General features: G+C 76.0%; 27 protein-coding genes. 16 read left to right on the top strand and 11 right to left on the bottom strand.

Annotated elements, in window-relative coordinates; all coding sequences use genetic code 11:
- The gene (locus ACFVXH_RS38605; RefSeq protein ID WP_049655012.1) at positions 1–270 is read left to right on the top strand and encodes a hypothetical protein; all 270 of its coding nucleotides are present in this window, start codon (positions 1–3) and stop codon (positions 268–270) included.
- Here the strand turns inward: ACFVXH_RS38605 and ACFVXH_RS38610 are convergent.
- Entirely contained in the window at positions 234–3530 is a 3297-nt protein-coding gene (locus ACFVXH_RS38610; protein ID WP_380740368.1) for a sacsin N-terminal ATP-binding-like domain-containing protein, read from the bottom strand. The two genes, ACFVXH_RS38605 and ACFVXH_RS38610, sit on opposite strands and share 37 nt — an antisense overlap.
- A 224-nt stretch (positions 3531–3754) precedes the next feature.
- Positions 3755–4636, bottom strand: coding sequence for a DUF3027 domain-containing protein (locus tag ACFVXH_RS38615; protein WP_049659506.1), 882 nt, complete (start codon positions 4634–4636; stop codon positions 3755–3757).
- 572 nt (positions 4637–5208) lie between these two features.
- Here ACFVXH_RS38615 and ACFVXH_RS38620 point away from each other — a divergent pair.
- The 4 genes from ACFVXH_RS38620 (at position 5209) to ACFVXH_RS38635 (ending at position 8788) form a co-directional block, all read left to right on the top strand.
- Positions 5209–6561 carry an MFS transporter gene (locus tag ACFVXH_RS38620; protein WP_049659510.1) on the top strand — a complete coding sequence of 451 codons (1353 nt, stop codon included), beginning with the start codon at positions 5209–5211 and terminating at the stop codon, positions 6559–6561.
- 73 nt (positions 6562–6634) lie between these two features.
- On the top strand, positions 6635–7165 hold the full coding sequence (locus ACFVXH_RS38625; RefSeq protein WP_049659504.1) for a hypothetical protein: 531 nt from the start codon (positions 6635–6637) through the stop codon (positions 7163–7165).
- A 10-nt stretch (positions 7166–7175) separates the two neighbouring features.
- Positions 7176–7925, top strand: coding sequence for a futalosine hydrolase (locus tag ACFVXH_RS38630; protein WP_387830844.1), 750 nt, complete (start codon positions 7176–7178; stop codon positions 7923–7925).
- Positions 7926–7936: 11 nt separating this feature from the next.
- Positions 7937–8788, top strand: coding sequence for a 1,4-dihydroxy-6-naphthoate synthase (locus ACFVXH_RS38635; RefSeq protein ID WP_387830846.1), 852 nt, complete (start codon positions 7937–7939; stop codon positions 8786–8788).
- 49 nt (positions 8789–8837) lie between these two features.
- Here the strand turns inward: ACFVXH_RS38635 and ACFVXH_RS38640 are convergent, their stop codons facing one another.
- Positions 8838–9221, bottom strand: a complete 384-nt coding sequence (locus ACFVXH_RS38640) for a cold-shock protein (RefSeq protein ID WP_049658465.1) — start codon at positions 9219–9221, stop codon at positions 8838–8840.
- 470 nt (positions 9222–9691) lie between these two features.
- On the opposite strand from ACFVXH_RS38640, the gene ACFVXH_RS38645 reads away from it, so the two are divergent.
- Positions 9692–9931 carry a hypothetical protein gene (locus tag ACFVXH_RS38645; RefSeq protein WP_049658468.1) on the top strand — a complete coding sequence of 80 codons (240 nt, stop codon included), beginning with the start codon at positions 9692–9694 and terminating at the stop codon, positions 9929–9931.
- 45 nt (positions 9932–9976) lie between these two features.
- Here the strand turns inward: ACFVXH_RS38645 and ACFVXH_RS38650 are convergent, their stop codons facing one another.
- Positions 9977–10606, bottom strand: a complete 630-nt coding sequence (locus ACFVXH_RS38650) for an HAD family hydrolase (protein WP_049658472.1) — start codon at positions 10604–10606, stop codon at positions 9977–9979.
- 99 nt (positions 10607–10705) lie between these two features.
- Between ACFVXH_RS38650 and ACFVXH_RS38655 the strand changes: the two genes are divergently transcribed.
- The 4 genes from ACFVXH_RS38655 (at position 10706) to ACFVXH_RS38670 (ending at position 14733) form a co-directional block, all read left to right on the top strand.
- Positions 10706–11749, top strand: coding sequence for an iron ABC transporter permease (locus ACFVXH_RS38655; RefSeq protein WP_049658474.1), 1044 nt, complete (start codon positions 10706–10708; stop codon positions 11747–11749).
- Positions 11746–12840: a FecCD family ABC transporter permease gene (locus ACFVXH_RS38660; RefSeq protein WP_375876448.1), complete on the top strand. Its 1095-nt coding sequence runs from the start codon at positions 11746–11748 to the stop codon at positions 12838–12840. The genes ACFVXH_RS38655 and ACFVXH_RS38660 overlap by 4 nt, the downstream gene beginning before the upstream one ends.
- Complete coding sequence (locus tag ACFVXH_RS38665; protein ID WP_074005463.1) at positions 12840–13658, top strand: ABC transporter ATP-binding protein; 819 nt, start codon at positions 12840–12842, stop codon at positions 13656–13658. The genes ACFVXH_RS38660 and ACFVXH_RS38665 overlap by 1 nt, the downstream gene beginning before the upstream one ends.
- Positions 13659–13743: 85 nt before the next feature.
- The gene (locus ACFVXH_RS38670; protein WP_375876447.1) at positions 13744–14733 is read left to right on the top strand and encodes an ABC transporter substrate-binding protein; all 990 of its coding nucleotides are present in this window, start codon (positions 13744–13746) and stop codon (positions 14731–14733) included.
- On the opposite strand, the gene ACFVXH_RS38675 is transcribed toward ACFVXH_RS38670, so the two are convergent.
- Complete coding sequence (locus tag ACFVXH_RS38675) at positions 14694–15551, bottom strand: DUF6597 domain-containing transcriptional factor (protein WP_387830851.1); 858 nt, start codon at positions 15549–15551, stop codon at positions 14694–14696. The two genes, ACFVXH_RS38670 and ACFVXH_RS38675, sit on opposite strands and share 40 nt — an antisense overlap.
- 65 nt (positions 15552–15616) lie before the next feature.
- Here ACFVXH_RS38675 and ACFVXH_RS38680 point away from each other — a divergent pair, with 65 nt between their 5' ends.
- Positions 15617–16204: a TIGR03086 family metal-binding protein gene (locus tag ACFVXH_RS38680; protein WP_387830853.1), complete on the top strand. Its 588-nt coding sequence runs from the start codon at positions 15617–15619 to the stop codon at positions 16202–16204.
- Positions 16205–16307: 103 nt separating this feature from the next.
- On the opposite strand, the gene ACFVXH_RS38685 is transcribed toward ACFVXH_RS38680, so the two are convergent.
- Positions 16308–17183, bottom strand: a complete 876-nt coding sequence (locus ACFVXH_RS38685; RefSeq protein ID WP_380776396.1) for a LysR family transcriptional regulator — start codon at positions 17181–17183, stop codon at positions 16308–16310.
- Positions 17184–17290: 107 nt separating this feature from the next.
- Between ACFVXH_RS38685 and ACFVXH_RS38690 the strand changes: the two genes are divergently transcribed.
- From ACFVXH_RS38690 to ACFVXH_RS38700, 3 genes are all read left to right on the top strand, one after another.
- Positions 17291–17653, top strand: a complete 363-nt coding sequence (locus ACFVXH_RS38690) for a nuclear transport factor 2 family protein (protein WP_387830855.1) — start codon at positions 17291–17293, stop codon at positions 17651–17653.
- Positions 17654–17802: 149 nt separating this feature from the next.
- Positions 17803–18342, top strand: a complete 540-nt coding sequence (locus tag ACFVXH_RS38695) for a hypothetical protein (protein WP_387830857.1) — start codon at positions 17803–17805, stop codon at positions 18340–18342.
- Positions 18339–19565: a sensor histidine kinase gene (locus ACFVXH_RS38700; RefSeq protein WP_387830859.1), complete on the top strand. Its 1227-nt coding sequence runs from the start codon at positions 18339–18341 to the stop codon at positions 19563–19565. Before ACFVXH_RS38695 ends, ACFVXH_RS38700 begins: the two co-directional genes overlap by 4 nt.
- Positions 19566–19587: 22 nt before the next feature.
- On the opposite strand, the gene ACFVXH_RS38705 is transcribed toward ACFVXH_RS38700, so the two are convergent.
- The 3 genes from ACFVXH_RS38705 to ACFVXH_RS38715 all read right to left on the bottom strand — a co-directional run bounded on the left by ACFVXH_RS38705 (position 19588) and on the right by ACFVXH_RS38715 (position 22350).
- A complete protein-coding gene (locus tag ACFVXH_RS38705) occupies positions 19588–20388 on the bottom strand; it encodes a hypothetical protein (protein ID WP_387830861.1) in 801 nt (266 codons plus the stop codon).
- 134 nt (positions 20389–20522) lie between these two features.
- The gene (locus tag ACFVXH_RS38710) at positions 20523–21581 is read right to left on the bottom strand and encodes an acyl-CoA desaturase (RefSeq protein WP_079272734.1); all 1059 of its coding nucleotides are present in this window, start codon (positions 21579–21581) and stop codon (positions 20523–20525) included.
- A 163-nt stretch (positions 21582–21744) separates the two neighbouring features.
- On the bottom strand, positions 21745–22350 hold the full coding sequence (locus ACFVXH_RS38715) for a TetR/AcrR family transcriptional regulator (RefSeq protein ID WP_387830864.1): 606 nt from the start codon (positions 22348–22350) through the stop codon (positions 21745–21747).
- A 68-nt stretch (positions 22351–22418) separates the two neighbouring features.
- Here ACFVXH_RS38715 and ACFVXH_RS38720 point away from each other — a divergent pair, with 68 nt between their 5' ends.
- Positions 22419–23291, top strand: a complete 873-nt coding sequence (locus tag ACFVXH_RS38720; protein ID WP_387830866.1) for an alpha/beta fold hydrolase — start codon at positions 22419–22421, stop codon at positions 23289–23291.
- Positions 23292–23299: 8 nt separating this feature from the next.
- Here ACFVXH_RS38720 and ACFVXH_RS38725 read toward each other — a convergent pair whose 3' ends face one another.
- Together ACFVXH_RS38725 and ACFVXH_RS38730 are read right to left on the bottom strand one after the other, a co-directional pair.
- Positions 23300–23914 carry a TetR/AcrR family transcriptional regulator gene (locus ACFVXH_RS38725; protein WP_387830868.1) on the bottom strand — a complete coding sequence of 205 codons (615 nt, stop codon included), beginning with the start codon at positions 23912–23914 and terminating at the stop codon, positions 23300–23302.
- Between the two features lie 97 nt (positions 23915–24011).
- A complete protein-coding gene (locus ACFVXH_RS38730) occupies positions 24012–24785 on the bottom strand; it encodes an SDR family NAD(P)-dependent oxidoreductase (RefSeq protein ID WP_049659549.1) in 774 nt (257 codons plus the stop codon).
- Between the two features lie 144 nt (positions 24786–24929).
- Between ACFVXH_RS38730 and ACFVXH_RS38735 the strand changes: the two genes are divergently transcribed.
- A complete protein-coding gene (locus ACFVXH_RS38735) occupies positions 24930–25568 on the top strand; it encodes an NAD(P)-dependent oxidoreductase (protein WP_387830870.1) in 639 nt (212 codons plus the stop codon).
- The last annotated feature ends 81 nt before the right edge of the window (positions 25569–25649 follow it).

A 25649-nucleotide genomic window follows, 5' to 3' on the forward strand; every position in this document is an offset into this window, starting at 1 on the left:
ATGGCACGCAGGGGTGGGGACCTGGAGGCGTTCATCGCCTTCCTGGGCGGCTTGGCGGCGGCCGGACTGGCCGCCCTGGCGATGGCGGGCGTCGGGCTGACCGTCCGGCCCACGCCCGCGCTGCGGACCGCCGCGCTGGTGACGCTCGGCGCGGTCTGGCTGACCGCCACCACCGCCGTCTACCGGCGGCTGCGGGCGCGCACCGACCGGCCGACCGGTGCGCGCCGCGGGGCTCAGCCCTCGAAGTCCCGGGCGGCCGAGAGCTCGTAGGCGCGGTCGGGCTCGCTGAGCGCGGCCAGCACCTCGAAGCGGCGGTGCCACTGCCCGACCGACCAGGCCAGCCCGGCGGCGAGGCCCTCCGGGGTGGCCGCGTGCAGCAGGCCGGGCACCGGCGGGACCTCGAACTCGTCGTCCTCGTCGCCGGCCTCGGCCAGCTCCGGGTCGTACGGCGGCTCCGGGGTGTCCGCCCCGGTGTCCCAGCGCCAGTCCACCGCCGCCTCGCCGCCGTCCGGCCCGACGACCAGCAGCTCCTCGTGCTCCTCGTAGGCGACCGGGCAGCCGGGCAGCAGCTCCCGCACCACCGCCGGGACCCGGTGCAACACGCCCTCGGACAGCACCCGGCCGCCCGCCACCTCGCTGGCCAGCGACACGTGCAGCCGCTCGGCGAGGTCGGCGGCCAGCGCCGGGGCGACCGGCAGCAGCGGGTACGGGTGCAGCAGCTGGACCAGGTCGGGGGCGTCGGCGACGACCGCCTCGGTGGCGTCCACCACCACGGTGTGGGCCGGCCGGCGCCCGGTGTCCGGGTCCATCGGCGGCAGCGCCCGCACCACGTCCAGCGGCTCGATCCGCTCGCGGTCCACCCGGGCCAGCGCGGTGTGGATGCCGTGCAGCTGGCGGTGGCCGACCTCGGCGTCCGGGTCGGTCATCCGGTCCAGCACCTCGTCCGGCCCGTGCGGCTCGGCGAGCAGCGCGGCCAGCGTGGTGCGCACCCCGAGCGCGTGCAGGAACTGCTCGTCCAGGGTGGTGCGGGCCTCGTCGTACAGGCCGCGCAGCAGCGGGTCGGCCCCGGCGGCGCGCAGGCCGGCCGGCTCACGGCCCGCCAGCACCGGGTGGTCGCGCAGCCACCAGGCGGTGTACGGCGGCAGGTCGGCGTACGAGCCGTCCGGCAGCAGGGTGCGCACCGGGCCGACCACGGCCTCCCGGTACGGCGGGCGGGCCAGCGCGGCGAGCGCCTCCGGCCAGGCGTCGTCGTCCACCAGGTCGAGGTCGCGCACGGCCAGCAGCTCGGCGGCCACCGGCGGGACGCCGACCGCCTCGTCGGCCTGCAGCGCCTCCAGCGCGTCCTCGGCCCACTCGGCGAGCCCGTCCGGCGCCTCGTCCAGCAGGCCGGTGGGGTGGCCGCCGGCCGCGCGGTCGGCGGGGACGGTCGGGTCGAGCCGCTCCAGGTCGTCCGGGTCGAGCACCACGTCCTCGGCGCGCACCAGCACGAAGTCGGCCAGCACGCCGACCGCGGCGAGCACCTCGGACCCCCAGCGCTCCAGCAGCTCGTCGTCCACCCAGCCGGCGTCCTCCTCGCGGGCGAGCGCGGCGAACGGGCTTCCGGGCAGCACGAGTTCGCCGGCCCGGGCGGGCTCGCCCTCGTCGTCGAGCAGCGCCAGCCGGGCCAGCCAGGGGTGGGCGCCCGGCTCCGGGGCGGCGGCCTTCACCAACGCCAGGACGGCGTCGGCGAGTTCGAGCGCCGCGTCGAGGTCGTCCTCGGCCAGCTCGTAGGAGCGGGCGACGGCGGCCCGCGCCTCGGGGGTGTCCAGCACCCCGGCCGGGGTGGCGGTGCCGGCGCCGAGCCTGGCCAGCAGCGGGTGGGCCGCCTCGGGATGGGCCAGCCGCAGGTCGAGCGCCGCGAGCGCGCCCGCGAGCGACCCGGGGTAGCCGGGGAAGGCCGCCCAGTCGGCGTCCTCGGAGGGCAGCAGGACGCGCCGCGGCCCGGTGACCGTCCGCCCGTCGGCGAGCGGGACGGGCAGCGCGCCGAGCGCCTCCGGGTCGGCCGCGCCGAGCGCCGCGTACAGGTTGCGCCACCACGCGGGCTCGCGGTCCAGGCCGCCGAGCTGGTCCACCACCTCGGCCAGCGGCACCCGGCGCACGTTCAGCACCCGCAGCTCGGTACGGCGCTCCAGGCCGGCCGGCAGCAGCCCGGGGAAGATCGGCGAGAGCGCCTCGACCACCGAGCCGTCCGCGCCCTCCAGCAGCGTCGCGTCCCGGGGCCGCAGCGCGGGCGTGCCCTCCTCGACCGGTGCCGGGTGCGGCAGGAACGGCGTGTCGGGCAGCCGGGAGAGCACCCCGGCGCGCAGCGCGTTGTCCAGCGCGCCCTGGCCGAGCGGGGCCGGGACGAGGCCGAGCGAGCCGAGGTCGGCGCCGCGGGCGCGCAACAGCTCGGCGTAGCTGTCGGCGGCCCGCTCGGTGAGGAAGTCGGCCAGCGGGCCGGGGGCGACGTGCCGGCGGGTGGAGTCCAGCGGGTAGGAGGCGATCAGCAGCGCGGGCAGGCCGACCGGCTCGTCGCTGGGGGTGGGCGCGTGCAGCACGGAGGCGATCCGGGGCCGCTGCGGGGCGCCGTCCTCGCCGACCGGCACGGCCCAGGTCACCGTCCAGTACGGGCGGGCGCGCTCCTCGGTGGGCCGGTCGGCCAGCAGCTCGGCGGCGAGCGTGCCGGAGGCGCCGGCGGTCTGCCAGACCGTCCGCCGCGGCCGGCCGTCCGCGTCGTCGGTGACGGTGACCTCGGTGACCCCGTCCGGGCGGGTCTCGGCGGCGTCCCGGGTGAGCGTCCGGACGCCGTCCGGGGTCTCCACCACGACCTCGCGCAGGCCGGGCAGGGTGAGCAGCAGCGCGTCGTCGATCCCGGCCAGCAGACGGCGGGTCAGGTCCTCGGCGGCGGCGTCCCGCAGCGGCAGCACGACCACCGTGTCGTAGCCCTCCGGGGCGGTGCCCTCGGCCGCGAACGGCAGCCGCAGCAGCGGCACGTGGCCGTCCCGGCGGCGCAGCTCCTCGGCCAGCTCGGGCTGGGCCCCGGCCAGCGACCGGGCCTCGCCGAGCGACCAGCGCACCCCGCCGCCGGCGCCCAGCACGGCGGGCTCGTCGGTGACCGCGAGGACGGCGGCGAAGCCGACCCCGAACCGGCCCACGGCGGGCGCCTCGCCGCGCTTGGAGGAGGCGCGCAGGGTGGACAGCGACTCGACGGCGGCCGCGTCCAGCGGGGCGCCGGTGTTGGCGGCGGCGAGCACGCCGTCGGCGAGGGTCAGCCGCAGCCGGCCGGGGCCGTGGCCGGCCCGGACCGCGGCGTCGGCCGCGTTCTGCGCCAACTCGACCACCAGGCGGTCCCGGTAGCCGCCGAGCGCCAGCTCCTCCTCGGCGTTGGCGTCCTCCCGGAACCGGGACGGCGAGGCGGCCCAGGCGTCCAGCACCCGCCGGCGCAGCGCGGCGCTCCCGAAGGGGTCCGCGAGGTGCTCGTCCGTGCCGCTGCCGATGATCCGAGGTTCCACTGGACCTGCCACCTTCCGCTGCCCTGTTCGTCGTAGGGCATTCTTCCCTGCCCCACCGACTGCTCCCGACCACGGACCCCGCCGGCGTCGGCCCCGGGACGGCGCCGACGGCGCCCCCGCCGCCCGCCCGGAGCCGCGCGGAACCGTCCGGACAGCACCGCGGCCCGCACCGGTCGGTGACCAGTGCGGGCCGCGGAAGACAGACCCGAGGGAAGGCCCGGGGCTCAGGAGTGGCCGAGCTCCTCGGCCGGGCCGTCGGGCTCGACGGAGCCGGAGGCGCGGTCCGGGTGCAGCGGCAGCGGCTCGACCACCAGCTCGTCCAGGATCAGCTCGGACGGCGCCGGCGGAGCCGGGATGACGGCCGCCTCGGAGTGCCCGCCGCAGCCGTACGCGAAGGAGACGATCTGGCCGTCGGCCGGACCGAACTCGTTGCCGCACACGCCGAAGGCCTGCCCGAGCGAGCCGCCGATCGGCACCAGGAAGCCGCAGCTCGCGCACGAGGCCGGGGCGGCCTGCGCCATCGGGGTCTGCGGGCCGTGGGACTTCTCCCAGCGCTCGGCGGCCAGGTGCAGGCCGAGCCGGGAGAGCACCCGGCTGCGGCCGAGGCCCAGCTCCTCGGCGACGGCGTTGATCCGGGCGCGGGCCGGGGCGGGCTGGACGTGCGGGTCGGTGACGACCAGGTCCTCGTCGTCCACCAGGGCGACCGCGGAGTTCGGCGCCGGCTCGTCCTCGCCGGTCCAGCCGGGCTCCAGCCGCAGGTCGTCGGCGCCGGTGGGCAGCAGGTCGCCCGGGCCCATGTCGCCGGGGCGCAGCCGGTCGCTCCACGGCACCCACTCGGGGGCGAGCACCGCGTCGGCGCCCGGCAGCAGCACGACCTCGTCCAGGGTCACGTTCTTGGCGCGCGGGGCGCGGGCGACGGTGACCGCCCAGTGCCAGCCGCGGTAGGCCGCGTCCAGGCACTCGAAGGTGTGGGTGACGACGCGGTCGGCGTCGGCCTGGACGCCCAGGTGCGGCCCGACGGCCTCCGCACCGACGGCCTCCTCGGCGGCCTGGCGGGCGAGTTCGACGGCCTCGGCACAGAGCCGGTCGGGGGTACGGCTTCGCATCGCAGCACTCACGGCGTCGATTCTCTCCCAGTTCTTCTGTCGCCCACGGCGTGTTGCCTGTTCCGTCGCGGCTCGGTGTCCCTCGTCCATTCTGCGCGACCGGGAGCCCCCTCGGGTACCGGCCGCGCCGCTCGACCGGCCTGCCGGCGCCCCGGCGCTCCGGCGGGTCGACCTTGGGCAGGCTACCCGTCGGCCGGTGCCCCGGCACAGTCCGGGGCGGACACGGCCGCTCCGGGGCCGCGCCGAGCGGAGTCCGGTCCCGCGTCGGCTCGGCGTTTCTGGGGCAGGATGGGCTTGTGGCGGACCACGACCCGTCGCAGCACGCACTGCGCGCCCCGCAGGCCGGCAGCCCCGACCAGGCGGACGCCGTGCCGCGACAGCAGCCCCCGGTCCCCGGCGCGGACGAACCGCAGCCGGCGGACGGCCCCGAGGCGCCCGCCGGCCCCCCGGACCGGCCCGGGAACGAGGCCCCGGAGACGCCGGGAGCCCCCGACCGGACCGCGCGGCAGCCGGACGGGCACGGGGACGAGGACGAGTTCGGGGACGAGGTCCCCGAGCCCCGCCGGCACTTCCTGGTCCGCACCGCCTCCGCCGCCGGCTCCCGCACCGGCAAGGTGGTGCACGGCACCGGCCGGCGGATCCGCCGGGCCACCGCCGCCGAGGGCGCGGGCGAGTCCGGCCTCGCCAAGCTGATCGAGCTGCACGCGCTCAACTCCTTCGGCGACATGCTGATCACCATCGCGCTGGCGTCCACCATCTTCTTCTCGGTGCCCACCGGCGAGGCCCGCGGCCGGGTCGCGCTCTACCTGCTGATCACGATGGCCCCGTTCGCCCTCCTGGCCCCGGTGGTCGGCCCGCTGCTGGACCGCCTCCCGCACGGCCGCCGGGCGGCCATGGCGATGGCCATGCTGGCCCGCGCCGTGCTGGCCTGGACGATGGCCGGGGTGATCGCCGGCGGCGGCATCGCGCTCTACCCGGAGGCGCTCGGCGTGCTGGTCGCGTCCAAGGCGTACGGGGTGGTGCGCAGCGTGGTGGTGCCCCGGCTGCTGCCGAGCCGGCTGTCCCTGGTGAAGGCGAACTCCCGGGTCACCCTGGCCGGGCTGCTGGCCACCGGCGTGGCGGCCGCGGTGGGCGGGCTGCTGCACCTGATCGGGCCCGGCTGGCCGCTGCGCGGCGCCTTCCTGGTGTTCGTCGTCGGCACCCTGATGGCCTTCCACCTGCCGCCCACGGTGGACTCCGCCAAGGGCGAGCAGCGGGCCGTCCTGCACGCCGAGGTGCACGGCGAGGGCTCGCACCTGATCCACCACCGGCCGCCGCCGGTCAAGGCCTCGCTGCGCACGGTCGGCCCCTCGGTGATCCTGGCGCTGCGGGCGATGTCGGCGATGAAGTGGCTGGTCGGCTTCCTGGTGATGTTCCTGGCCTTCCTGCTGCGGGAGGAGCCGATCGGCGGGCTGCGGCCGACGGTGGCGCTGGGCCTGGTGGCGCTGGCGGCCGGGACGGGCAACGCGCTGGGCTCGGTGCTCGGCTCCTGGCTGCGCACCCGGGGCCCGGAGGCGACGGTCGCCGCGATGCTGCTGCTGGCGACCTGCGTGACGGCGGCGGCCGCGCTCTGGTACGGCGTGGTGACGGTGGTTCTGGTCGCCGGGGTGGCCGGGATGGCGGCCTCGCTGGGCAAGCTGGCGCTGGACGCGCTGATCCAGCGGGACGTCCCGGAGGCGGTGCGGACCTCGGCGTTCGCCCGGTCGGAGACCCTGATGCAGGTGTCCTGGGTGGCCGGCGGCGCGGTCGGCATCCTGCTGCCGCTGAACGGTGAGCTGGGCCTGTCGATCGCCGCCGGGGTGGTCGGCCTGGCGCTGCTGTGGACGCTCCGCTCGCTCTTCCGGGTGGGCCTGCGGCGGCACCCGGCGACCCCCCGGGTGGCCTGAACGGGGCGGTGCGGCAACACGCGGTGCCTACCCCCGCGTCGCGTGATCGGCCCGGCCCGGTAGATTCTGACGCATGAGCCTCAATTCCCGTGCCATCGCCGCCCTCGGCGCCGTCGTCGTGGTCGGCGCCGCCACGGTGGGCACCTCCGTCGCCATCGCCGCCGGCCAGACCGAGCACATCTCCCACCAGGCCACGCTCACGGTGGGCAACTCCTCGGTCGTCGCGCAGCCGCTGTGTTGGAACGGCGGCAGCCCGCTCACCGAGGACCAGCAGCAGCAGTGCCAGGAGGACGCGACCAAGGCGCTGAAGGACGGCTCGCTGCCCTCCTCGGACGTCGTGGGCAGCGACCGGGTCGGCGTCGGCGTCTCGCCGAACGTGGCCGACACGGGCTGGTGGGCCTTCACCAACGGCGGCTCGGCCAACCAGGGCGGGCGCTACAGCCTGTTCTCGGCCGCCAAGGGCCAGACCTGGTCCGGCGCCCAGGCCGCGGGCAAGCTGCTGAACTCCAGCGGCAAGACCGTGGTGACCGTGGTCGAGGGCGACCCGAACCAGGAGGCCCCGATCGCCGTCTGGTACTTCCAGCTGAACACCCAGGACAGCTGACGGTCCCGCGATGACCGCGCACGCCGTCGCCGACGGCCGGGGCGAGCAGCCGGACCCCGCGGGGGCCCGGCTGCTCGTCGTCGTCGCGGTCGCCGCCGAGGCCGAGGCGGTGCTGCGCGGCCTGCCCGGCGGGTCCGCCGCGCTGCCGCTGCCCGGCGGCACGCTGCACCGGGCCCTGGCGGTGCCGGTGGACGTGCTGGCCGCCGGGGTCGGCCCGGCCGCCGCCGCGGCCGCCGCCACCACCGCGCTGGCGGCCCACCCGTACGCCCTGGCCGTCTCGGCCGGGATCGCCGGCGGCTTCGCCCCGCTCGCCCCGGTCGGCGCCACCGTGCTGGCCGACGCGATCGTGGCCGCGGACCTCGGCGCCGAGACCCCCGAGGGCTTCGCCGACGTCACCGAGCTGGGCTTCGGCACCGTCCGGCACACCCCGCCGCCGGCCGCCGTCGCGCTGGCCGCGCGGGCGCTGGACGCCGTGACCGGCCCGGTGCTGACCGTCTCCACCGTCACCGGCAGCGCCGAGCGCGCCGCCGCGCTGGCCGCCCGCCACCCGGGCGCCGTCGCCGAGGCGATGGAGGGCTTCGGCGTGGCCGAGGCCGCCGCCCGGTACGGCGTGCCGGCCCTCGAACTGCGCACCGTGTCCAACCCGGTGGGCCCGCGCGACCGGGCCGCCTGGCGGATCGGCGAGGCCCTGGCCGCCCTGGAACGGGCCTTCGCCGCCCTGCCCGTCCACGAGCTGGCATCCGCTCCACGAACCGATTGAGGAGGCCGGCCGTGGCTGAACGGCTGAGCATCGCGTACTCGCCCTGCCCGAACGACACCTTCGTCTTCCACGCCTGGGCGCACGGCCTGGTGCCCGCGGCGGACGCCCCCGAGGTGACCTTCGCCGACATCGACATCACCAACGGGCAGGCCGAGCGCGGCGAGCTGGACGTCCTGAAGATCAGCTATGGCGCGCTGCCCTGGGTCCTGGAGCAGTACACGCTGCTGCCCTGCGGCGGCGCGCTGGGCCGCGGCTGCGGCCCGCTGGTGCTCACCCTGCCGGGCGTGGACTCCCCCGCCGACCTGGCCGGGAAGACCGTCGCGGTGCCCTCCGAGCGCTCCACCGCCTACCTGCTGTTCCGGCTCTGGGCGGCGAAGGCGGTGCCGGGCGGCTTCGGCGAGATCGTCGTCCTGCCGTTCCACGAGATCATGCCCGCCGTCCGGGACGGCCGGGTGGACGCCGGCCTGGTCATCCACGAGGCCCGCTTCACGTACCAGCAGTACGGCCTGCACAGCCTGGCCGACATGGGCGAGGCCTGGGAGCGGGAGACCGGCCTGCCGATCCCGCTGGGCGCGATCGTCGCCCGGCGCTCGCTCGGCGCCGAGCGGCTGCGGGAGATCGCCGACGCGATCCGCTCCTCCGTCCGGCAGGCCTGGGCGGACCCGGCCGCGAGCCGCGGGTACGTGCTGGCGCATGCCCAGGAGATGGACCTGGACGTCGCCGAGCAGCACATCGGGCTGTACGTCACCGAGTTCACCGAGGACCTCGGCGAGGAGGGCTACGCGGCCGTCCGCGCGCTGCTCACCCGGGCCGCCGCGGAGGGGCTGGTGCCCCCGCTCGACCCGGGTGCGCTGGCGTTCTAGAGCGTTCCGACTTCAGGGCGGCCCGGCTCCAGGGCTGTCCGGCTCCCCGTCAGACGTCGAAGTTGTCGGCCACCGCGCGCAGCAGGCCGGCCAGCTTCTGGCCGGTCGGCTTGGCGGGGTAGCGCCCGCGCTGGAGGCCGGGCAGCACCGCGTCCAGCGTGGTGATCAGGTCCTGGACGATCGGCGCCATGTCGTCGGCGCTCCGCCGCTGGGCGGCGGCCACCGAGGGCAGTGCGTCCAGCAGCTGCACGGCCATCGCCTGGTCCCCGCGGTGGCCGGCGACCACGCCGAACTCGACCCGCTGACCCGGCTTCAGCGACGTGACACCGTCGGGCAGCGCCTTGGTGTGGACGAAGACGTCCCCGCCGTCGTCGCGCGACAGGAAGCCGAAGCCCTTCGTCTCGTTGAACCACTTGACCTGGCCGGTGGGCATCTCGAACAGTCCTCGAATGGGTGTGAGGGATCCCGGCCCTGGCCGGGGATCACTGGGTGGTGGGGAAAGGCGGCCGACCTCGGCTCGGCGCCCGTGGGCGCTCGTGGCCGGCACGCGGTCAGGAGCAGACTAACCGTCCGTCACTGCCTCATCCGCGTTCCGCGAGGGACCCGCGTTCCGAGGCCCGGTGGGGGCGGCGGGAACGGGATCTCGCGGTCACGGGCGACCCGGCACTGGCACGGCCGGGGCGCGGCTCCGCGCGGTCCATCGGCTCACACCCCCGGGTCTGAGGACGCGGGGCGCACCTGTAGCGCCCCTCGGCACCCCGTGCATACCCCCGCTCAACAGGGATCAAAACGTTCAGCTGCCGGGAAACTGCGCAACGTGACCGGCCCGCTCCGGTGGGCCTCCCTGGCGGCCGCTCTGCCAGACTGGGGGCAGTTCCGACCGGCCCGTAGGAGTGAGCAGACGTGAGCAGCCAGAGCGCCGACCCCGGCGACGTGTACGTCAAGGCCGGGGTGATCGTCTTCGGTCTCGGCGCGCTCGCCACCCTGGTCACCTTCGTCCCGCTGTTCCTGCACCTGACGCCGCTGCCGACGGCCGCGTACTGGCTGAGCATGCTGATGCCGGCCGGCTTCCTGGCCGCGCTGACCGGACTGCTGCTGAACGCGCGGGCCCAGCGCCGCCGGATCGAGCCGGTCGAGTCCTGAGGCCCTCCGACTCCTGAGGCCCGTAGGCCTGCTCCGGCGCCGGGTCTAGCGGTCGGCCAGGTGCCCGGCGAGCCAGTCCGGGAAGCCGGTGAGGTCGTCCAGCACCACGTCCGCGCCCGCCTCGTGGAGCTCCCGCGCGCTGTACGGGCCGGTGGGCACGCAGACCGCGAGGGCGTCGGCGTGCCGGGCCCCCCGGATGTCGCCGAGGTGGTCGCCGACGTAGACGCTCGCGCCGTGCTCGCGCAGCGCGTCGCCCTTGGTCTCCGCCCACAGGTCGCCGATCACGGTGTCCGCGGCCAGCCCGGCGTGCTCCAGGTGGAGGCGGGCGTTCGGCTCGTACTTGCCGGTGATCACCGCGACCCGGCCGCCGTGGGCGCGGACCGCCTCGACGGCGGCGTGCGCGCCGGGCAGGGCCACGGTCGGGGCGAAGGCGTGGTCGCGGTAGAGCTCGCGGTAGCGGGTGACGGCCCGCTCCACCTCGTGCTCCGGGAACCAGTTGCGGATCTCGTCCAGCAGCGGCGGGCCGAGCCGGGTGACCACCAGGTCGGCGTCGATGGGGGTGCCGGTCTCGGCGGAGAGCGCCAGGTAGGTGGCGCGGATACCCGGCCGGGTGTCCAGCAGCGTCATGTCGAGGTCGAAGCCGACGGTGAGCGGGGCGGGTGAGGTCGCGGGCATGCCGCCAGGCTACCCAACGGGTGCCCCGGGCCACGAGGCGATTTGCCCGGGCTTCACGGCGGAACTTAGGTTTGCCTGAGTTGTCAGCGGAGAGGGCCCATGACCGACACCAGCGCACCGCCCGGTGCGCCCCGCGCGCCGTACCGCGCGCCGCGGCGCCGAATACTGTGGCTGGCCGCCGCACTCGTCGTGCTGGCCGCCGCGGTGCTGCTGAGCCTGGCGGTCGGCAGCCGGACCATCCCGTTCGGCGACACGCTGGACGCCCTGCTGCACGGCGGCGACACCGCGAACGCCGTGGTGGTCCGCGAGCTGCGGGTGCCGCGCACCGTCGTCGGGCTGGCCGTCGGCGCGGCGCTCGGCCTGGCCGGGGCCGTCATGCAGGGCCTGACCCGCAACCCGATCGCCGACCCCGGCATCCTCGGCGTCTCCCAGGGCGCGGCGGCCGGCGTGGTGGTCGCCATCTCCGGCTTCGGCGTCTCCACCCTCACCGGGTACGTCTGGTTCGGCTTCGCCGGCGCGGTGATCGCCACCGTGCTGGTGTACGGGCTCGCCGGTCGCGGCCGGGGCGGGGCCACGCCGATCAAGCTGGCGCTGGCCGGCTCGGCGACGTCCGCCTTCATCGCCTCGCTCAACACCCTGGTGCTGACCACCGACGCGGCCACCATGGACCAGTTCCGCTTCTGGCACGTCGGCTCGCTCTCCGGCCGGACCTCGGACGTGGCCTGGCAGCTGCTGCCGTTCCTGGCCGTCGGCACGGTGCTGGTGGTCGCGGTGGCGCGCGGACTGGACGCGCTGGCGCTCGGCGACGACACCGCGAAGGGGCTGGGCGCCAAGACCGGCCTGGTCCGAGCGGTCGGCGCGCTCGGCGCGACCGTCCTGACCGGCTCGGCGGTCGCGGCGGCCGGCCCGATCGCCTTCGTCGGCCTCGCCGTCCCGCACGCGGCCCGCGCGCTGGCCGGCGCCGACCACCGCTGGATCCTCGCCTTCTCCGCCGTCCTCGGCCCGGCGCTGCTGCTGCTCGCCGACACCCTCGGCCGGGTCCTGTTCCCGCCGTCCGAGGTCCCGGCGGGCGTGATGACGGCGCTGGTCGGCGTCCCGGTGCTGGTGGCCCTGGTCCGCCGCCGCAAGGTGGTGGCGGCATGACTTCCGTCCCCGGTACGAGCTCCGTCCCCGGCACGGCATCCGTCTCCCGCAAGGTCTCGCTGCGCGGCTACACCGTCGTCCGTGCCGGGCGGGCGTCGTTCCTGGTGCACCGGCGCTCGCTGGCCGTCACTGTCGGGCTGCTGGTGGCGCTGGCGGCGACCGTGGTGGCCTCGCTCTGCCTGGGCGAGTCCACCGTCGCGCCGTCCGAGGTGGTCAAGGTGGTGCTCGGCCGGCCGAGCCCGCACGAGCTGGTGGTCGGCGAGTTCCGGCTGCCCCGGGTGGTGGTCGGGCTGCTGGTCGGCCTGGCGCTCGGGCTGGCCGGGGCGCTGATCCAGACCGTCGCCCGCAATCCGCTGGCCAGCCCCGACGTGGTGGGCGTGACCTGGGGCGCGACCGCGACCGTGGTCGGTCTGATGGCGTACGGCGTGGTCGGCTCGACCGGCCAGGCCCCGTACGCGGCGGTGGCCGGCGGCCTGGTGGCCGGGCTGCTGGTGTACGCGCTGGCCTGGCGGCGCGGCCTGCACGCGCAGCGCTTCGTGCTGATCGGCATCGGCATCAGTGTCGCGCTGTCCTCGCTCACCTCCGTCTTCCTCACCAAGGGCGACGGCTTCCAGGCCCAGGCCGCCAAGGTCTGGATGACCGGCAGCCTGAACGGCGCCGGCTACGACCAGGCCGACTGGCTCGCCTGGGTGCTGCTCGCCGCCGTGCCGGTCGCGCTGTGGGCCGCCCGCGCCCAGCGGTCGATCTCCTTCGACGACGCCACCGCCGTCGGCCTCGGCCTGCGCCTGGACCGGATCCGCCTCGGCATGGCGCTGCTCGGCATCGTGCTGGCCTCGTGCGCGGCCGGGGCCGCCGGGCCGGTGGACTTCGTCGCGCTGATGGCCCCGCAGATCGCACTGCGGCTGGCCCGCTCGGCGCAGATCCCGCTGTTCTGCTCGGCGCTGACCGGCGCGCTGGTGGTGGTCCTCGCCGACCTGGTCGCCCGACGGCTGCTGGCTCCGACGGAGCTGCCGGTGGGCGTGGTGACCGGCCTGGTCGGCGCGCCGTACCTGATGTGGCTGCTGATCCGATCCCGCCGTGGAGGTTCCTGATGTCCGAACACCGCCTGGAGGCCCGGGGCCTCACCCTGGCCTACGAGGCGCGCACGGTCGTCGAGGACCTGGACGTGGCCGTCCCGGACGGGCGGGTGACGGTGATCGTCGGCCCGAACGCGTGCGGCAAGTCGACCCTGCTGCGGGCCCTCGGCCGGCTGCTGAAGCCGGTCCGGGGCGCGGTGCTGCTGGACGGCGAGGAGCTGGCGCGGATCCCGACCAAGCGGATCGCCCAGCGGCTCGGCCTGCTGCCGCAGTCGCCGTCCGCCCCCGAGGGCATCTCGGTGGCGGACCTGGTCGCGCGCGGCCGCCAGCCGCACCAGAGCTGGTGGCAGCAGTGGTCGCCGGAGGACGAGGCGGCGGTCGCGGAGGCGCTGGAGCGCACCTCCACCGCCGAGCTGGCCGAGCGGAGCATGGACGAGCTGTCCGGCGGCCAGCGCCAGCGCGCCTGGATCGCGATGGCGCTCGCCCAGGGCACCGACATCCTGCTGCTGGACGAGCCGACCACCTACCTGGACATCGCGCACCAGGTGGAGGTGCTGGACCTGGTCCGCCGGCTGAACGTCGAGCGCGGCCGGACCGTCGTCGCGGTGCTGCACGACCTCAACCAGGCCGCCCGGTACGCCGACCACCTGGTGGCGATGCGGGACGGCCGGGTGGTGGCGCAGGGCGCGCCCGGGGACGTGGTGACGGCCGAGCTGGTGCGGGAGGTGTTCGGCCTGGACTCGGTGGTGGTGCCGGACCCGGTGACCGGCACGCCGCTGGTCGTGCCGGGCGCCCCGTGGGCGGCGCTCGCCCCGGACGCCACTCGCGCCTGACGGCCCGCGCTTAACGGCACTTTAGGTGCCATTTCGGACATAATCGACGGCGCCCCGACCCCACCGCGCCGCCAGAGGACCGCCGATGCCCCGGATCTCCCGCCGCACCCTCCTCACCGGCCTCGGCGCGGGCGCGCTCGCGGCGGCCACCGGCTGCACCGCCGCCCGGCGGCCGGCCCCGGCGACCGCGGACGGCCCCGCCGGCGGCGCCTCGCCGTCCCCGACCCCGGTGCCGCCGGTGACGGTGAACGCCGCCACCGGCCCCGTCGTGGTGCCGGGCGCGCCGATGCGGGTGGTCGTGCTGGACACCGACGTGCTCGACTCCGCGCTGACCCTCGGCATCACCCCGGTCGGCGCCGCGCTCCCGGCCCGCGACACCCGCTACCCCGAGTACTGGCCGACCTCCCGGACGGCCGGGATCCGGCTGGTCGGCCCGGCCGGCTCACCCGACCTGCCGACCGTACGGGCGCTGCGGCCGGACCTGATCCTCTCCAACCAGACCCGCGACGGCGACCGCTACGAGCAGCTCCGCGAGATCGCCCCGACCGTGCTCACCCAGACCGCCGGGGCGCCGTGGAAGGCCGACTTCCAGCTGCACGCCCAGGCGCTCAACCGGGAGGCGGCCGCGGCGGCCTTCGCAGGCGCGTACCAGAAGCACGCCGGGCAGGTGGCCCAGGCGCTGGCGGCGGCGAAACTGTCCGGGCGCAAGGTGAGCCTGGTGCGGTTCGTGGAGGGCGGCGGCATCCGGCTGTTCGGCCGGCAGAGCTTCCCCGGCACGGTGCTCGCCGACGCCCAGGTCGGCCGGCCGGACGCGCAGAACGTCGACCAGTCCGACACCGAGATCCCGCCGGACCAGCTCGCCAAGGCCGACGGCGACCTGCTGCTCTACGCGACGTACGGCGATCCGGAGCTGTCCGGGGCCAACGCCGCCCTGGCGAGCCCGGGTTGGCAGGCGCTGGGGGCGGTCAAGGGGCACCGGGCGTTCCCGGTCGACGACCAGCTGTGGTTCCAGGGGATCGGGTACACCGGGGCCAACTACGTCCTGGACGAGCTGCAGCGCTTCCTCGGAGCCTGACCCGCCCCCGCGTAGCGGGCCGGGGGCACGCCGACGGCGGCGGCGAAGTCCCGGGTGAGGTGCGCCTGGTCCGCGTACCCCAGCTCGGCGGCGAGCGCGGCCAGGTCCAACCCGCCGTCCGTCCCGGCGCGTTCGGCGGCCTCGTGGAGGCGGGCACGGCGCAGCACCCACTTCGGGGAAGCGCCGACGTACTCGGCGAACAGGCGCTGGAGGCGGCGGACCGTCAGACCCAGCTCGGCGGCCAGCGCGTCCACCCGGCACAGGTCCGGCCTGCCGGTGATCCGGTCCACCATCGCGGCGACCTCGGCGGCGACCGGGTCGGGCTCGGGCAGCCGGGGGCGGAGGAAGGCGTCGGCGAGGGCCGCGGGGTCACCGGACGCCCCGAGGACCTCCGCGTTGAACCGGTCGGCCCCGGGCCCGAAGTACTCGGCGGCGGGCACTGACCGGTCGGCCAGACCGCTCACCGGGTGCCCGGCGAGGGCGCGGAAGGCGCCGGCCCGGAACCGCGCGCCCAGCACGTGCCCCGCGCCCTCCAGACGGCGGACGAAGAGCGAGCGGTCCACCCCGTACACGCGCGCCCGCGGGGCCTCGAAGACCAGGTGGACGTTGGGGTGGGCGAGCACCTTCTGCTCGTACGGCGGCAGGCCGCGCAGGTCCCAGCGGACCAGCCAGTAGTACTCGACGAACCGCGCCACGGCCGGGTCGGGGACGAGCCGGTCCACGGTGATCAGCTCCGCCGCCCGGGCGGGGTGGAGCACGCCGCGGCCGAGGCCGGGAGCGTCCGGGGGTTCCAACGGGTCCAGCGGGTCCGTGCCCATGCCGCCAGGCTAGCCGTCGCGTTTCTTCAAGACCGGCCGGTACGGCCCCGCGCAGAATCGGCGCCATGACCGCCCACCCGATGCACCCGCTCCTGGCCCGCGCCGCCTCCGCCGCCGCCGCTGTCGCCACCGCCGTCCCGGCCGACCAGCCCCTGGACGCGCCGACGCCCTGCCCGGAGTTCGACACCCGTGCGCTGATCAACCACTGGGTGCTCTACACCTCGCACGGCCTGGAGCACCGGGCCCGGCGGGTCGAACTGCCCGAGGAGCTCGGCGCGCGGGACTTCACCGCCGACGCCGACTGGCGCTCCGGCTACGCGGCCCAGCTGGAGCGCGCGGTCGCGGCCTGGGCGGACCCGGCCGTCTGGGAGGGGGACGTCGACCTCGGCGGCGCCCCGGTACCGGCGGTCGGGATCGCCCGGATGCTGGTCCTGGAGCTGCTGCTGCACGGCTGGGACGTGGCCCGGGCGACCGGCGGGCACATCGGGGTCGACGAGGAGCTCGCCCTGCTGGCCGGGGAGATCGTGGCGGAGAACGCCGAGCTGTACCGCCGGTACGCGGGCTTCGCCGAGTCGGTGGCGCTGCCGGAGGACGCCTCCGCGTGGGACCGCGCGCTGGCCGCCTCGGGGCGCGATCCGCACTGGAAGGCCTGAGCTCCGGTCGACGGGCCCGCCGGCCCGCCCGCGCCGGTACGGGGGGACGGCGCGGCGCGGCGGGCGGCGCTCAGGCCGGGCGCATCACTGCGGCGGGCGGCGCTCAGGCCGGGCGCATCGCCGCGGCGAGCTTCGCGCGCAACAGCCGTACCGCCGGGGACTGCTGGTCGCGGCGGACGACCAGCCCGAGCCGGGCGCAGGTGGCGGCGTCGGCCAGCGGGACGGCCCGCAGCCCGGCGCCCGTGGCGGAGGAGGCGCTGAGGACGGCCACGCCCGCGCCGCGCTCGGCGAGCCGGAGCAGGGCGGCCGGGGAGCTGGCCTCGATGTCCACCCGCGGATCGAGGCCGAGTCGGCGGCAGGAGTCCTGGTAGGCGGCGCGCAGGCCGGTGCCCGGGGGGAGGCAGAGGACCTTCTCGCCGCGCAGGTCGGCGAGGCGGAGCCGCGCCCGGTCGAGGGGGTGCCCGGCGGGGACGACGGCGGCGATCGGCTCGTCGACGACGACGGTGTCCTCCAGCCCCGGGGCGGCCTCGCCGGTGTAGCCGATCAGGGCCAGGTCGAGGGAGCCGGCCAGGACCTGTGCCTGGAGGTCCTCGGAGTGCCCCTCGTGCAGGCTGAGTTCGATGCCGGGGTGGCTGCGGCCGAGGTCCGCGACGGTGTCCAGGAAGGGCGGGATCGAGCAGCCCATGATCATGCCGAGCCGGACCCGGCCGCGGACGGCGTCGGCGAACTCGGCGGCGGTGTGCTGGATGGCGTCGAGGGTGGCCAGGGCGTTCCTCGCCAGCGGGAGGACCGCCTCGCCGACCGGGGTGAGGCGCACCTGCCGGCCGGTCCGGTCGAGCAGCTGCTGGCCCAGTTCGCGCTCCAGCTTGGCCACTTGGGTGCTGACGCCGGACTGGCTCACGTGCAGCCGGGCGGCCGCGGCGGTGAAGGTGCCCTCGTCGACCACGGCGGCGAAGTAGCGCAGCTGGTGCATCTCCATGGGCGACGACGATAGGCGACCGGACCCCTGCGGCATAACCAGAAGAGATGGACTCCATCCGATCCATCTGTTGGACGGATGGACGAGGTGCTCGGGAAGATGGAGGCATGACGACGACGAAGACCGCGCGTGAGCTTGCCGAGACCTACTTCACCGCCTGGGAGGCGGGCGACTTCGAGACCGTCCGGGGCCTGCTGGCCGACGACGTCGACTTCGTCGGCGCGCTGGGGACGGCCTCCGGGGTGGAGGAGGCGCTGGCCGGGCTGAAGGGGCTCGGACAGGTGCTGGAGAAGATCGACGTGAAGGTCCGGGTGGCCGAGGGCGACGAGGTGATCACCTGGTTCGAGCTGCGCACCAGCATCGCCCCGCCGGCGCCGACGGCGAATTGGATGCACGTCGAGGGCGGGCGGATCACCCGGATCCGGGTGACCTTCGACCCGCGCGGGCTGCTGGCCGGTTTCGGCGGCTGAGGGGCCTCGCGGCCGCCCGCGGGACGCGCGCGGGGGCCGCGACCGACCCCGCTCGGTCACTCACCCGAGCAGTCATCCCCCGCAGGCGACGCGGGACGGGGCGCGCTACCACTGGGTGAAAGCCCCCACTCCCCTCCGGGAGCCCCACCATGAGCGAATCGACGATCCCCGCGCCCACCGTCGGTGCCACCGTGCACCACGTCGAGTCGGACGGGAAGGCTGGTCCGGCCCTCGCCCACGGCATCCTCCTCGGCCCCCGCACTCTCCTGGTGCCCGATCCGCCGCGCACGGTCGGCGACCCGTGGCAGAGCCTCGCCGTCCGCATCACCGTCGCCCCCGACCCGGGCGACGGCACCGAGGCCCTGCGCGTGGCCGGCATCAGCCTGGCCGCCTTCGCCACCGACGACGTCCGCGGCGCGGCGGCCTTCCTGACCCTGCTCACGCCGTCACGGCACGCGCCCGCCCCCGGGGAGGTCACCCGGGACCGGCTCAACGACACCCTGCGGCAGTACCACGGCGACCTGTGGGCCGCCCACGCCGCCCTCGGCTATCCGGTCCGTCCACCGGAGCGCGCCACCCCGCCGGAACCGTGGTGGTCCGACATCCCGGTGGAGGGGTTCCGGGAGTTCGACGACAACTGGTGCTGCCTCGGCTCGAACACCTCGTGCTGCCGGGAACTCCGGTTGTGACGGAGGTCGCGACAGACGGCGTCCGCCGCCGGGGGTCACCGACCGTCACGGCGGCGGACGCCGCGCTGGCACTGGCGGTCACCGTCCCCGACGTCTTCTTCTACGCGGCCCCGCTCGCGACCGGGACGAACGTCCGCGACCAGCTGCTGCTGGCCGCGTTCGCCGTCCCGGAGGCCGTCGCGCTGACCTTCCGCCGACGGTGGCCGGAGGCGGTGTTCGCCGTCGTCTGGGCCGCTGCCGTGGGCGCGGCCCTGCTCTCCCTGAACAGCGGCTTCGCCTTCACCCCCTTCTTCGGCGTACTGCTCGCGCTGTACACGACGGCCCGGCTGAGCGGCCGGCCCGCCTCCGTCGCCGCCCTCGTGCTGACGGCCCTGCCGATCGCCCTGGCCATCTGGTACCCGGTCGCCGACGGGGCGGTGCCTCCCTCCCGTCGGACGTCGTACCTCGTCAGCGGCATCGCCTACTTCCTGCCGATCACCGCCGTCGCCTGGGGCGCCGGCCGCCGGGTCCGGGCCGCCGCCCTCGCCGCCGAGCGCGACCAGCGCGAACTCGCGCGCGCCCGCCAGGCCGTCCTCGGTGAACGCGTCCAGATCGCCCGGGAGTTGCACGACATCGTGGCCAACGCGGTGGCCGTCATCGTCATGCAGGCCGACACCGCCCGCTGCACCGCGCCCGCCGACGCCGACCGACTGGCCGGCACCCTCCGCGACATCGAGGAACTGGGCCGCAACGCGATGGCCGAACTGCGCCGCATGCTCCGGCTGTTGCGCACCGCCGACGTCCCCATGACGGACGGGACCGGGCGCCACGGGCTCGCCGACCTGGGCCCGCTGCTGGAGGACGCCCGACGCGCCGGGATCCTGATCGACCTGGAGGTGCGCGGCACCCCGGCCCACCTCGACGACAGCGTCGACCTGACGGCCTACCGGCTGGTCCAGGAGGCCGTCACCAACATCATCAAGCACTCCGGCGCCGGCAGCCACGCCTCGGTGCGGATCAGCTGGTCCGAGGTGCTGACCCTCGACGTGGTCGACGACGGCGCGGGCCGCCGCCCCGAGGCCCGCCGGGGACTGTCCACCGGGCACGGCCTGCTCGGACTCGCCGAGCGGATCGCGCTGTTCGGCGGCGAGCTGACCGCCTCGCCCTACCGCTCGGGCTTCCGGGTCACCGCCACCCTGCCGCTCTCCCCGCCGCCCTCCCCGCCGCCCGGCACGGCGGGCTGACCGGCCACGGCGGCTCCCGGCCTCACGGCGCCTCCTGCTGCTCCGCGTACCTGGTCGTGAAGCCCAGGACCGCCACGTACCGGCCCTCGGCCGGCCCGGTGACCTCGCTCGGCCGCACCGGCTGCCAGGCCAGGTACTCGGACCGCTGCCCCTCGTCGTTCCGGTAGCGCCGGCCGCCGTACTTCTCGTACCAGTAGTCCTCGCCGGAGGTCAGGAGTTCGGGGCCCGGCGGCCGGGAGACGCTCACGGCCAGCTCCGTCCGCACCGCCTCGTCCGTCGCCGGCCTGAACTCCACCGACGGGGCGATCGGCCGGGCCGCCGCCTCCGCCACCTCCTCCGGGGTCGGGCCGGCGGGCGGCTGGTGGGCGTACTCGTCGGCCGCGACCAGGCCGCTCCACCGCTGCGAGCTCCGCCAGCCCTCGGCGTCCAGGTACCGGTCCAGATCGGCCAGCCGGGAGCGGACGTCGCCGCCGTCGAAGGCCAGGTACACGTTCACGGTCCGCTCGCAGGCCACCGGCAGCCACAGCCCCCGGAGGAACAGGCCGCCGTGGTAGTCGGTGCGGCACACGTCGACCGTCGACCGCCCCAACCCCTGGGCCCACGGCAGCAGTTCGGGCAGCCGGTCGATCCGGTCGGCCATCCGCCGCTCGGCCGCCAGGCGGGCCTCCTCGGTCTCCGGCGCCCGCGCCACCCCCGGGACGTCCGGCGGGGCCGGAATGGCCGTGTCGCGGTAGAACCGCCACCCGGCCCAGCCGCCGAACACGACCGCCACTCCCAGGAGCGCGATCAGCGCCCACCTCAGCCAGAACCGAACCACACCCACCCCCGGTCTCCACCCACCCCGCTCGGGCATCGTACGGGCGCGAACGCGTCGGCGGACGGGCGATGCCTCCGAAGGGCCGTCCCGGCGACGGATCCCGGCGCCAGGGCGTGACGGTCACCCGCCGGACGTGACGGTCACCCGCCGGAGCGGATCGGCTCGCCCGTCCGGTGCAGATGGGTGAAGATCTCCCGGTAGGAGCGGAACAGGCCCGTCTCGTAGTACGCGACGCCCTTCTCGGCGCAGAACTCCCGGGTGATCCGGGCAGCCCGCCCGAGCGCCGGAGTCGGCATGCTGGGGAACAGGTGGTGCTCCACCTGGTAGTTGAGGCCGCCCATCACCGCGTCGATGAGCAGCCCGCCGCGGACGTTGCGCGAGGTGAGCACCTGGCGGCGCAGGAAGTCGAGCTTCATCTCCGGGGTCACCATCAGCATGCCCTTGTGGTTCGGGGCGAAGACGCTGCCCAGGTAGACGCCGAACAGCGCCTGGTGCACGGCGATGAAGGCGACGGCCTTGCCGGCCGGGAGCGCGGCGAACACCAGGCCGAAGTAGGCGAGGAAGTGGACCACCAGCAGCACGCCCTCCAGCACCGGGCGCTTCACCACGGGCCCGCGCAGCGCGCGGAAGCTGTTGAAGCTGAGGTTGAGGCCCTCCAGCAGGAGCAGCGGCACGAACAGGTACGCCTGCCGGCGGCCGATGAACCGGGCGACGCCGCTCGCCTTCCGGGCCTGCCGCTGGGACCACACCAGGAGTTCGGGGGCGACGTCCGGGTCCCGCTCCTCGTGGTTCGGGTTGGCGTGGTGGCGGGTGTGCTTGTTCATCCACCAGCCGTAGCTCATGCCCATCAGCAGGTTGGCGGCGATCCGGCCGCCGATCTCGCTCGGCACCCGCCGGTCGAAGACCTGACGGTGCGCCAGGTCGTGGGAGAGCAGGCCGATCTGGGCGAAGACGACGGACATCGCCGCCGCCAGGCCGAGCTGCCACCAGGTGTCGCCCAGCGCGAACAGGGCGTACCAGCCGCCGAGGAAGGCGGCGAACACCAGGGCCATGCGGGCGGCGTAGTAGCCGGGGCGCCGGTCGAGCAGGCCCTCGTCGACTATTCGGCGGGTCAACTGGGCGAAGTCGCTGCCGCCGCTCCCGGACCGGGAGGAGGGGGCTTCGGGCGCTTCGGTCGTCATCACGGGCTGCGCGGACATACCCCGGAGTCTGTCAGTGACAGGCCCTCCAGCGGAACGGGGAAAGCACCCGCCCCGTACGGGTGTTAGCCCCCTTGCCGCGAGGGGTGCCCGCCTGCCGCGCCGATCGGCGGGCCGGACCGGCGGACCGGAGGGCCGTCGCGACGGTCGACGGCACCGGCCGTCAGCCGGCTTCCGGCCGCCCGAACAGCTCGTCCAGGTGGTACGCGAGGACCGCGAGCGCCTGCTCACCGGTGCGCTGGCCGCCCAGCACGCTGGAGCCGAGCCCGTTGACCATCGCCAGCAGCCCGGCCGCGACCGCCTCGACGTCCCGCTCCGGCCCGATCCCCCCGGCCTGCTGCGCCGCCCGGAGCTGCTTGGCGAGGAAGCCCTCCAGGACGACCGGCGGCTGCGCGGCCTGCTTCGCCAGCACCTCGGGGTCGCCGAGCACCAGCGCGTAGTACGCCGCGTACGTCCTGGTGATCCGGCGGCTCTCGGCGTCCGTCGGCAGGATGCAGGACAGGATCGCCGCCACCACCTCCCGGGGGGCGCGGGCCTGGCCGATCCACCGTTCCATCCGGGCCTGGAGCTGGGTGCCGAGCCTGGCCAGGGCGTCCAGCAGCAGGCCCTCCTTGGTCGTGAAGTAGTACTGGACGAGCCGCAGCGAGACCCCGGCCTCCGTGGCGACGGCCCGCATGCTGGCGGACTGCAGGCCCTGGGTGTCGGCGATGCGCAGCAGGGCCTCGGCGATCTGCCGGCGGCGTTCCTCGTGGTCGACCTTCGCGGTCATTCCGGCCTCCGTCTGTTCGTCCCGCTTCACTTGGTACACCCGTATCATGCATGTGATACACATGTACCATGCGAATCAGCGAGTTCAAGAACGGCAAGGCCGAAGCCCGCTTCCGCGCCGCCTACGAGCGCGCGCTGACCGAACTCCGGCCGGGGCCCTGGACACCGCTCGACGTCCCCACCGGCTACGGCACCACCCGGGTGTACCGCACCGGCCGCGCCGAGGGCCGGCCGATCGTGCTGCTGCCCGGCTCCGGCGGCAACGCGCTGATGTGGCACCGCCACCTCGACGCCCTCGCCGCACAGCACCCCGTGATCGCCGTGGACACCGTCGGCGAACCGGGCGCCAGCGTGCAGAGCGCCCCCGTCACCGACGGCCGCGACGCCGCCGCCTGGCTGGAGGAGCTGCTCACCGCCCTCGACCTGCCCTCCGCCCACCTGGTCGGCTGCTCCTACGGCGGCTGGATCGCCCTCAACCACCAGATCCACCACCCCGGACGGACCGCCGCCCTCACCCTGGTCGAAACGGCGGGCCTCGCCGACCTGGACCGCCGCTTCTACACCTGGCTCGTCCTCGGCGGCCTCGCCGCGACGGCCCCGCGCCCGCTGCGCCCCCGGCTGGCCCGGCTGGTCGGCAACAGCGCCGTCCTGGAGACCGAACTGATGGCGCTGGTCCGCGCCTCGATGGGCTTCCGCCGCCGCCTGCCCCCGGCCGCCACCCTCACCGACCGGGAACTCGGCCGGCTCACCGCCCCCGCCCTCTTCCTCCTCGGCGAACGCAGCGCCCTGCACGACGCCCGGGCCGTCGCCGACCGCCTGCACCGGCTGGTGCCCACCGCCCGGGTCGAGATCGTCCCCGGCGCCGGCCACGCACTGCCCACCGACGACCCGGCGGCCGTCACCGCCGGCATCCTCGGCACGGCCGCGCGGCAGGCCAGCTGACCCGGGGCCTACGACCCGTCGACCGGCCCGCCGAGGGCGGCGCGGACCAGGCGGGTGACCGCCGGGGTGGCGACGGCCAGGTCGGCCCCGCCGCCCACGGCTCCCGCCGCCTCCGCCGCCAGCGCGTCGTAGGTCTCGAAGGCGGTGAGCACGAAGAGCAGGCGCCCCGCGTCCGCCGGGGCGTCGGGCAGCCGGCCGGCCAGCACCGCGGCGCCCTCGCGGCGGCGGGCGTCGCGGTCGGCGATGACCCGGCCGACCTCCTCGTCGAGCGCGGCAAGGGCGCGCAGGCGGCGGGTGCAGACCCGGTCGACCGCCCAGAAGCCGCCCATCACCTCGACGAAGCGGTCCACCGCCGCCCAGGGGTCGGCCTGGGTGAAGGCCTCGGCGAGCCGGGCCATGCCGCCCTGCTCGGCGAGGGCGTCGCAGACCGCCTCCAGCAGGCCCGCCTTGGAGCCGAACTGGTAGTAGACGGTCGCCCGGGCGACGTCCGCGCGGCGGGCGACCGCGTCCAGCGAGACCCCGCCGGTCTCGGCCAGGTGCGCGCGGGCGGCCGCGACGATCCGGGCGCGGGTCTCGTCGACCTCCGCCTGCCGCTGTCCCATCCGGTAGGACCGGGGGCTCATCCCGCTCGCCTCCACTCGTTCCGTGTGAACTGGCAGTATCGCCGATCGGTTCACCCGGGCGGGGAAGGCCCGGCGCCCGGCGGAGCGGGCCCGGCGCTCAGAGCATGACCCGCCCGCCGCTGACGTCCAGGGTCTGCCCGGTGATCCAGGAGGACGCGTCGGAGGCCAGGAAGAGCGTGGCCGAGGCGACGTCCGCCGGCTCGCCGAGGCGGCCCAGCGGGTGCGCGGCGGCGACCGCGGCCTGCACCTCGGGCGGCATCTGCGCGGCGGTCCGCTCGGTGCGGACGGCGCCCGGTGCGATGGCGTTGACCCGCACGCCCTCACCGGCGACCTCCAGGGCGAGGTGCCGGGTGAACATCAGCACCCCCGCCTTGGCCGTGGCGTACGCCGCGGAGGCGCCGCCGGCCAGCCGGCCGGCCGTGGAGGCCATGGTGACGATCGAACCGCCGCGGCGGGCCAGCAGGCCGGGCAGGAAGGCCTGGACGGTGAGGAAGGTGGCGGTGAGGTTGCCGTCGAGCACGGCCCGCCAGTGCTCCTCGGTCTCGCGGACGGTCGGTACCGGGTAGCCTCCGCCGCCGGCGAAGGCGGCCAGGGTGTCGACGGGGCCGAGGTCCCGCTCGATCCGGGCGGCGGCGGAGCCGAGTGCCGCCGCGTCCGTGCAGTCGGCGACCAGTCCGAGCGCCCGGACCCCCTCCGCCCGCAGGCCGTCCGCCACCTCCGCCAGCGCCTGCGCGTCGCGCCCGAGGACGGCGACGGCCGCGCCCTGCCGGGCGAAGGCGCGGGCGGTCTCCGCGCCGATGCCGCGGCTGCCGCCGGCGACCACGACCACCCGGCCGTCCAGGTCGGGGTACCGATCCTGCCGAACTCCCATGTTCCATCGCTCCTTCGGGTTCGCACGCGCGGTGCGCCGTGGTTCACTTGATTTCATTCATACAGTCCATCTGAATGAATGACAAGGCGCCATCCGAGACCGAACCATCCCGAACCATCCCGAACCATCCCGAGGAGGGAACCGATGAGGATCGCAGTCGTGGGTGCCACCGGACGCACCGGCCGTCTGGTGGTCGACCTCGCACTGGCCGCCGGACACACCGTCACCGCCGTCGCCCGCGACCCCGCCCGGCTACCGGAGTACGCGCACGGCACCCCGCTCACCGCCCGGGCCGACGTCGGCCGGCCGGGCTCCCTGCGGGGGCCGCTGAGCGACCAGGACGCCGTCGTCGCCACCCTCGGCACCACGGGCCGCCGGACCGTCACCACCGTCTTCTCCGACGGCGCCCGGGAGTTGACCGCGGCGCTGCGGGACGGCGGCGCCCGGCACCTGGTCACGATGAGCTCGGCGGGGCTGGACACCAGCCGGCTCCCGCGCGCCCAACGGGTGGTGGCCAGGCTGGTGGTCGACCGGCTGTACCGGGAGGTCCACCACGACCTGGCCCGGATGGAGGCGGTGCTCGCCGGCTCCGACACCGCCTGGACGGTCGTCCGCGTGCCGATGCTCAAGGACGGCCCGCCGTCCCCGGGCCCGCAGGTCTCGTACGACCGACCGCTCCCCCGGGCCGGCACCGCCACCCGCGCCACCGTCGCCCACTGGATCGTCGACCACCTCGGCGACCCGACGACCTTCCGCCGACTCGTCCACCTCGCCGACGACTGACGCCCCGCCCGCGCCCCGGCGCCACCGTCACACAACGGCGGCACCCACGCCGTCGTGGACGGCTCCGGCTGCTTCGTCCGC

Origin of the sequence: Kitasatospora sp. NPDC058184, assembly GCF_042883725.1 — a bacterium.
Taxonomy (GTDB): domain Bacteria; phylum Actinomycetota; class Actinomycetes; order Streptomycetales; family Streptomycetaceae; genus Kitasatospora.

Coding starts and splice junctions, on each gene's coding strand:
- ACFVXH_RS38720 (WP_387830866.1), top strand. CDS start 22,419: ATGCGAATCAGCGAGTTCAAGAACGGCAAGGCCGAAGCCCGCTTCCGC.
- ACFVXH_RS38665 (WP_074005463.1), top strand. CDS start 12,840: ATGTCCGAACACCGCCTGGAGGCCCGGGGCCTCACCCTGGCCTACGAG.
- ACFVXH_RS38715 (WP_387830864.1), bottom strand. CDS start 22,350: ATGACCGCGAAGGTCGACCACGAGGAACGCCGCCGGCAGATCGCCGAG.
- ACFVXH_RS38655 (WP_049658474.1), top strand. CDS start 10,706: ATGACCGACACCAGCGCACCGCCCGGTGCGCCCCGCGCGCCGTACCGC.
- ACFVXH_RS38625 (WP_049659504.1), top strand. CDS start 6,635: ATGAGCCTCAATTCCCGTGCCATCGCCGCCCTCGGCGCCGTCGTCGTG.
- ACFVXH_RS38730 (WP_049659549.1), bottom strand. CDS start 24,785: ATGGGAGTTCGGCAGGATCGGTACCCCGACCTGGACGGCCGGGTGGTC.
- ACFVXH_RS38680 (WP_387830853.1), top strand. CDS start 15,617: ATGACCGCCCACCCGATGCACCCGCTCCTGGCCCGCGCCGCCTCCGCC.
- ACFVXH_RS38650 (WP_049658472.1), bottom strand. CDS start 10,606: ATGCCCGCGACCTCACCCGCCCCGCTCACCGTCGGCTTCGACCTCGAC.
- ACFVXH_RS38685 (WP_380776396.1), bottom strand. CDS start 17,183: ATGGAGATGCACCAGCTGCGCTACTTCGCCGCCGTGGTCGACGAGGGC.
- ACFVXH_RS38695 (WP_387830857.1), top strand. CDS start 17,803: ATGAGCGAATCGACGATCCCCGCGCCCACCGTCGGTGCCACCGTGCAC.
- ACFVXH_RS38690 (WP_387830855.1), top strand. CDS start 17,291: ATGACGACGACGAAGACCGCGCGTGAGCTTGCCGAGACCTACTTCACC.
- ACFVXH_RS38660 (WP_375876448.1), top strand. CDS start 11,746: ATGACTTCCGTCCCCGGTACGAGCTCCGTCCCCGGCACGGCATCCGTC.
- ACFVXH_RS38725 (WP_387830868.1), bottom strand. CDS start 23,914: ATGAGCCCCCGGTCCTACCGGATGGGACAGCGGCAGGCGGAGGTCGAC.
- ACFVXH_RS38605 (WP_049655012.1), top strand. CDS start 1: ATGGCACGCAGGGGTGGGGACCTGGAGGCGTTCATCGCCTTCCTGGGC.
- ACFVXH_RS38735 (WP_387830870.1), top strand. CDS start 24,930: ATGAGGATCGCAGTCGTGGGTGCCACCGGACGCACCGGCCGTCTGGTG.
- ACFVXH_RS38675 (WP_387830851.1), bottom strand. CDS start 15,551: ATGGGCACGGACCCGCTGGACCCGTTGGAACCCCCGGACGCTCCCGGC.
- ACFVXH_RS38670 (WP_375876447.1), top strand. CDS start 13,744: ATGCCCCGGATCTCCCGCCGCACCCTCCTCACCGGCCTCGGCGCGGGC.
- ACFVXH_RS38615 (WP_049659506.1), bottom strand. CDS start 4,636: ATGCGAAGCCGTACCCCCGACCGGCTCTGTGCCGAGGCCGTCGAACTC.
- ACFVXH_RS38630 (WP_387830844.1), top strand. CDS start 7,176: ATGACCGCGCACGCCGTCGCCGACGGCCGGGGCGAGCAGCCGGACCCC.
- ACFVXH_RS38640 (WP_049658465.1), bottom strand. CDS start 9,221: ATGCCCACCGGCCAGGTCAAGTGGTTCAACGAGACGAAGGGCTTCGGC.
- ACFVXH_RS38710 (WP_079272734.1), bottom strand. CDS start 21,581: ATGTCCGCGCAGCCCGTGATGACGACCGAAGCGCCCGAAGCCCCCTCC.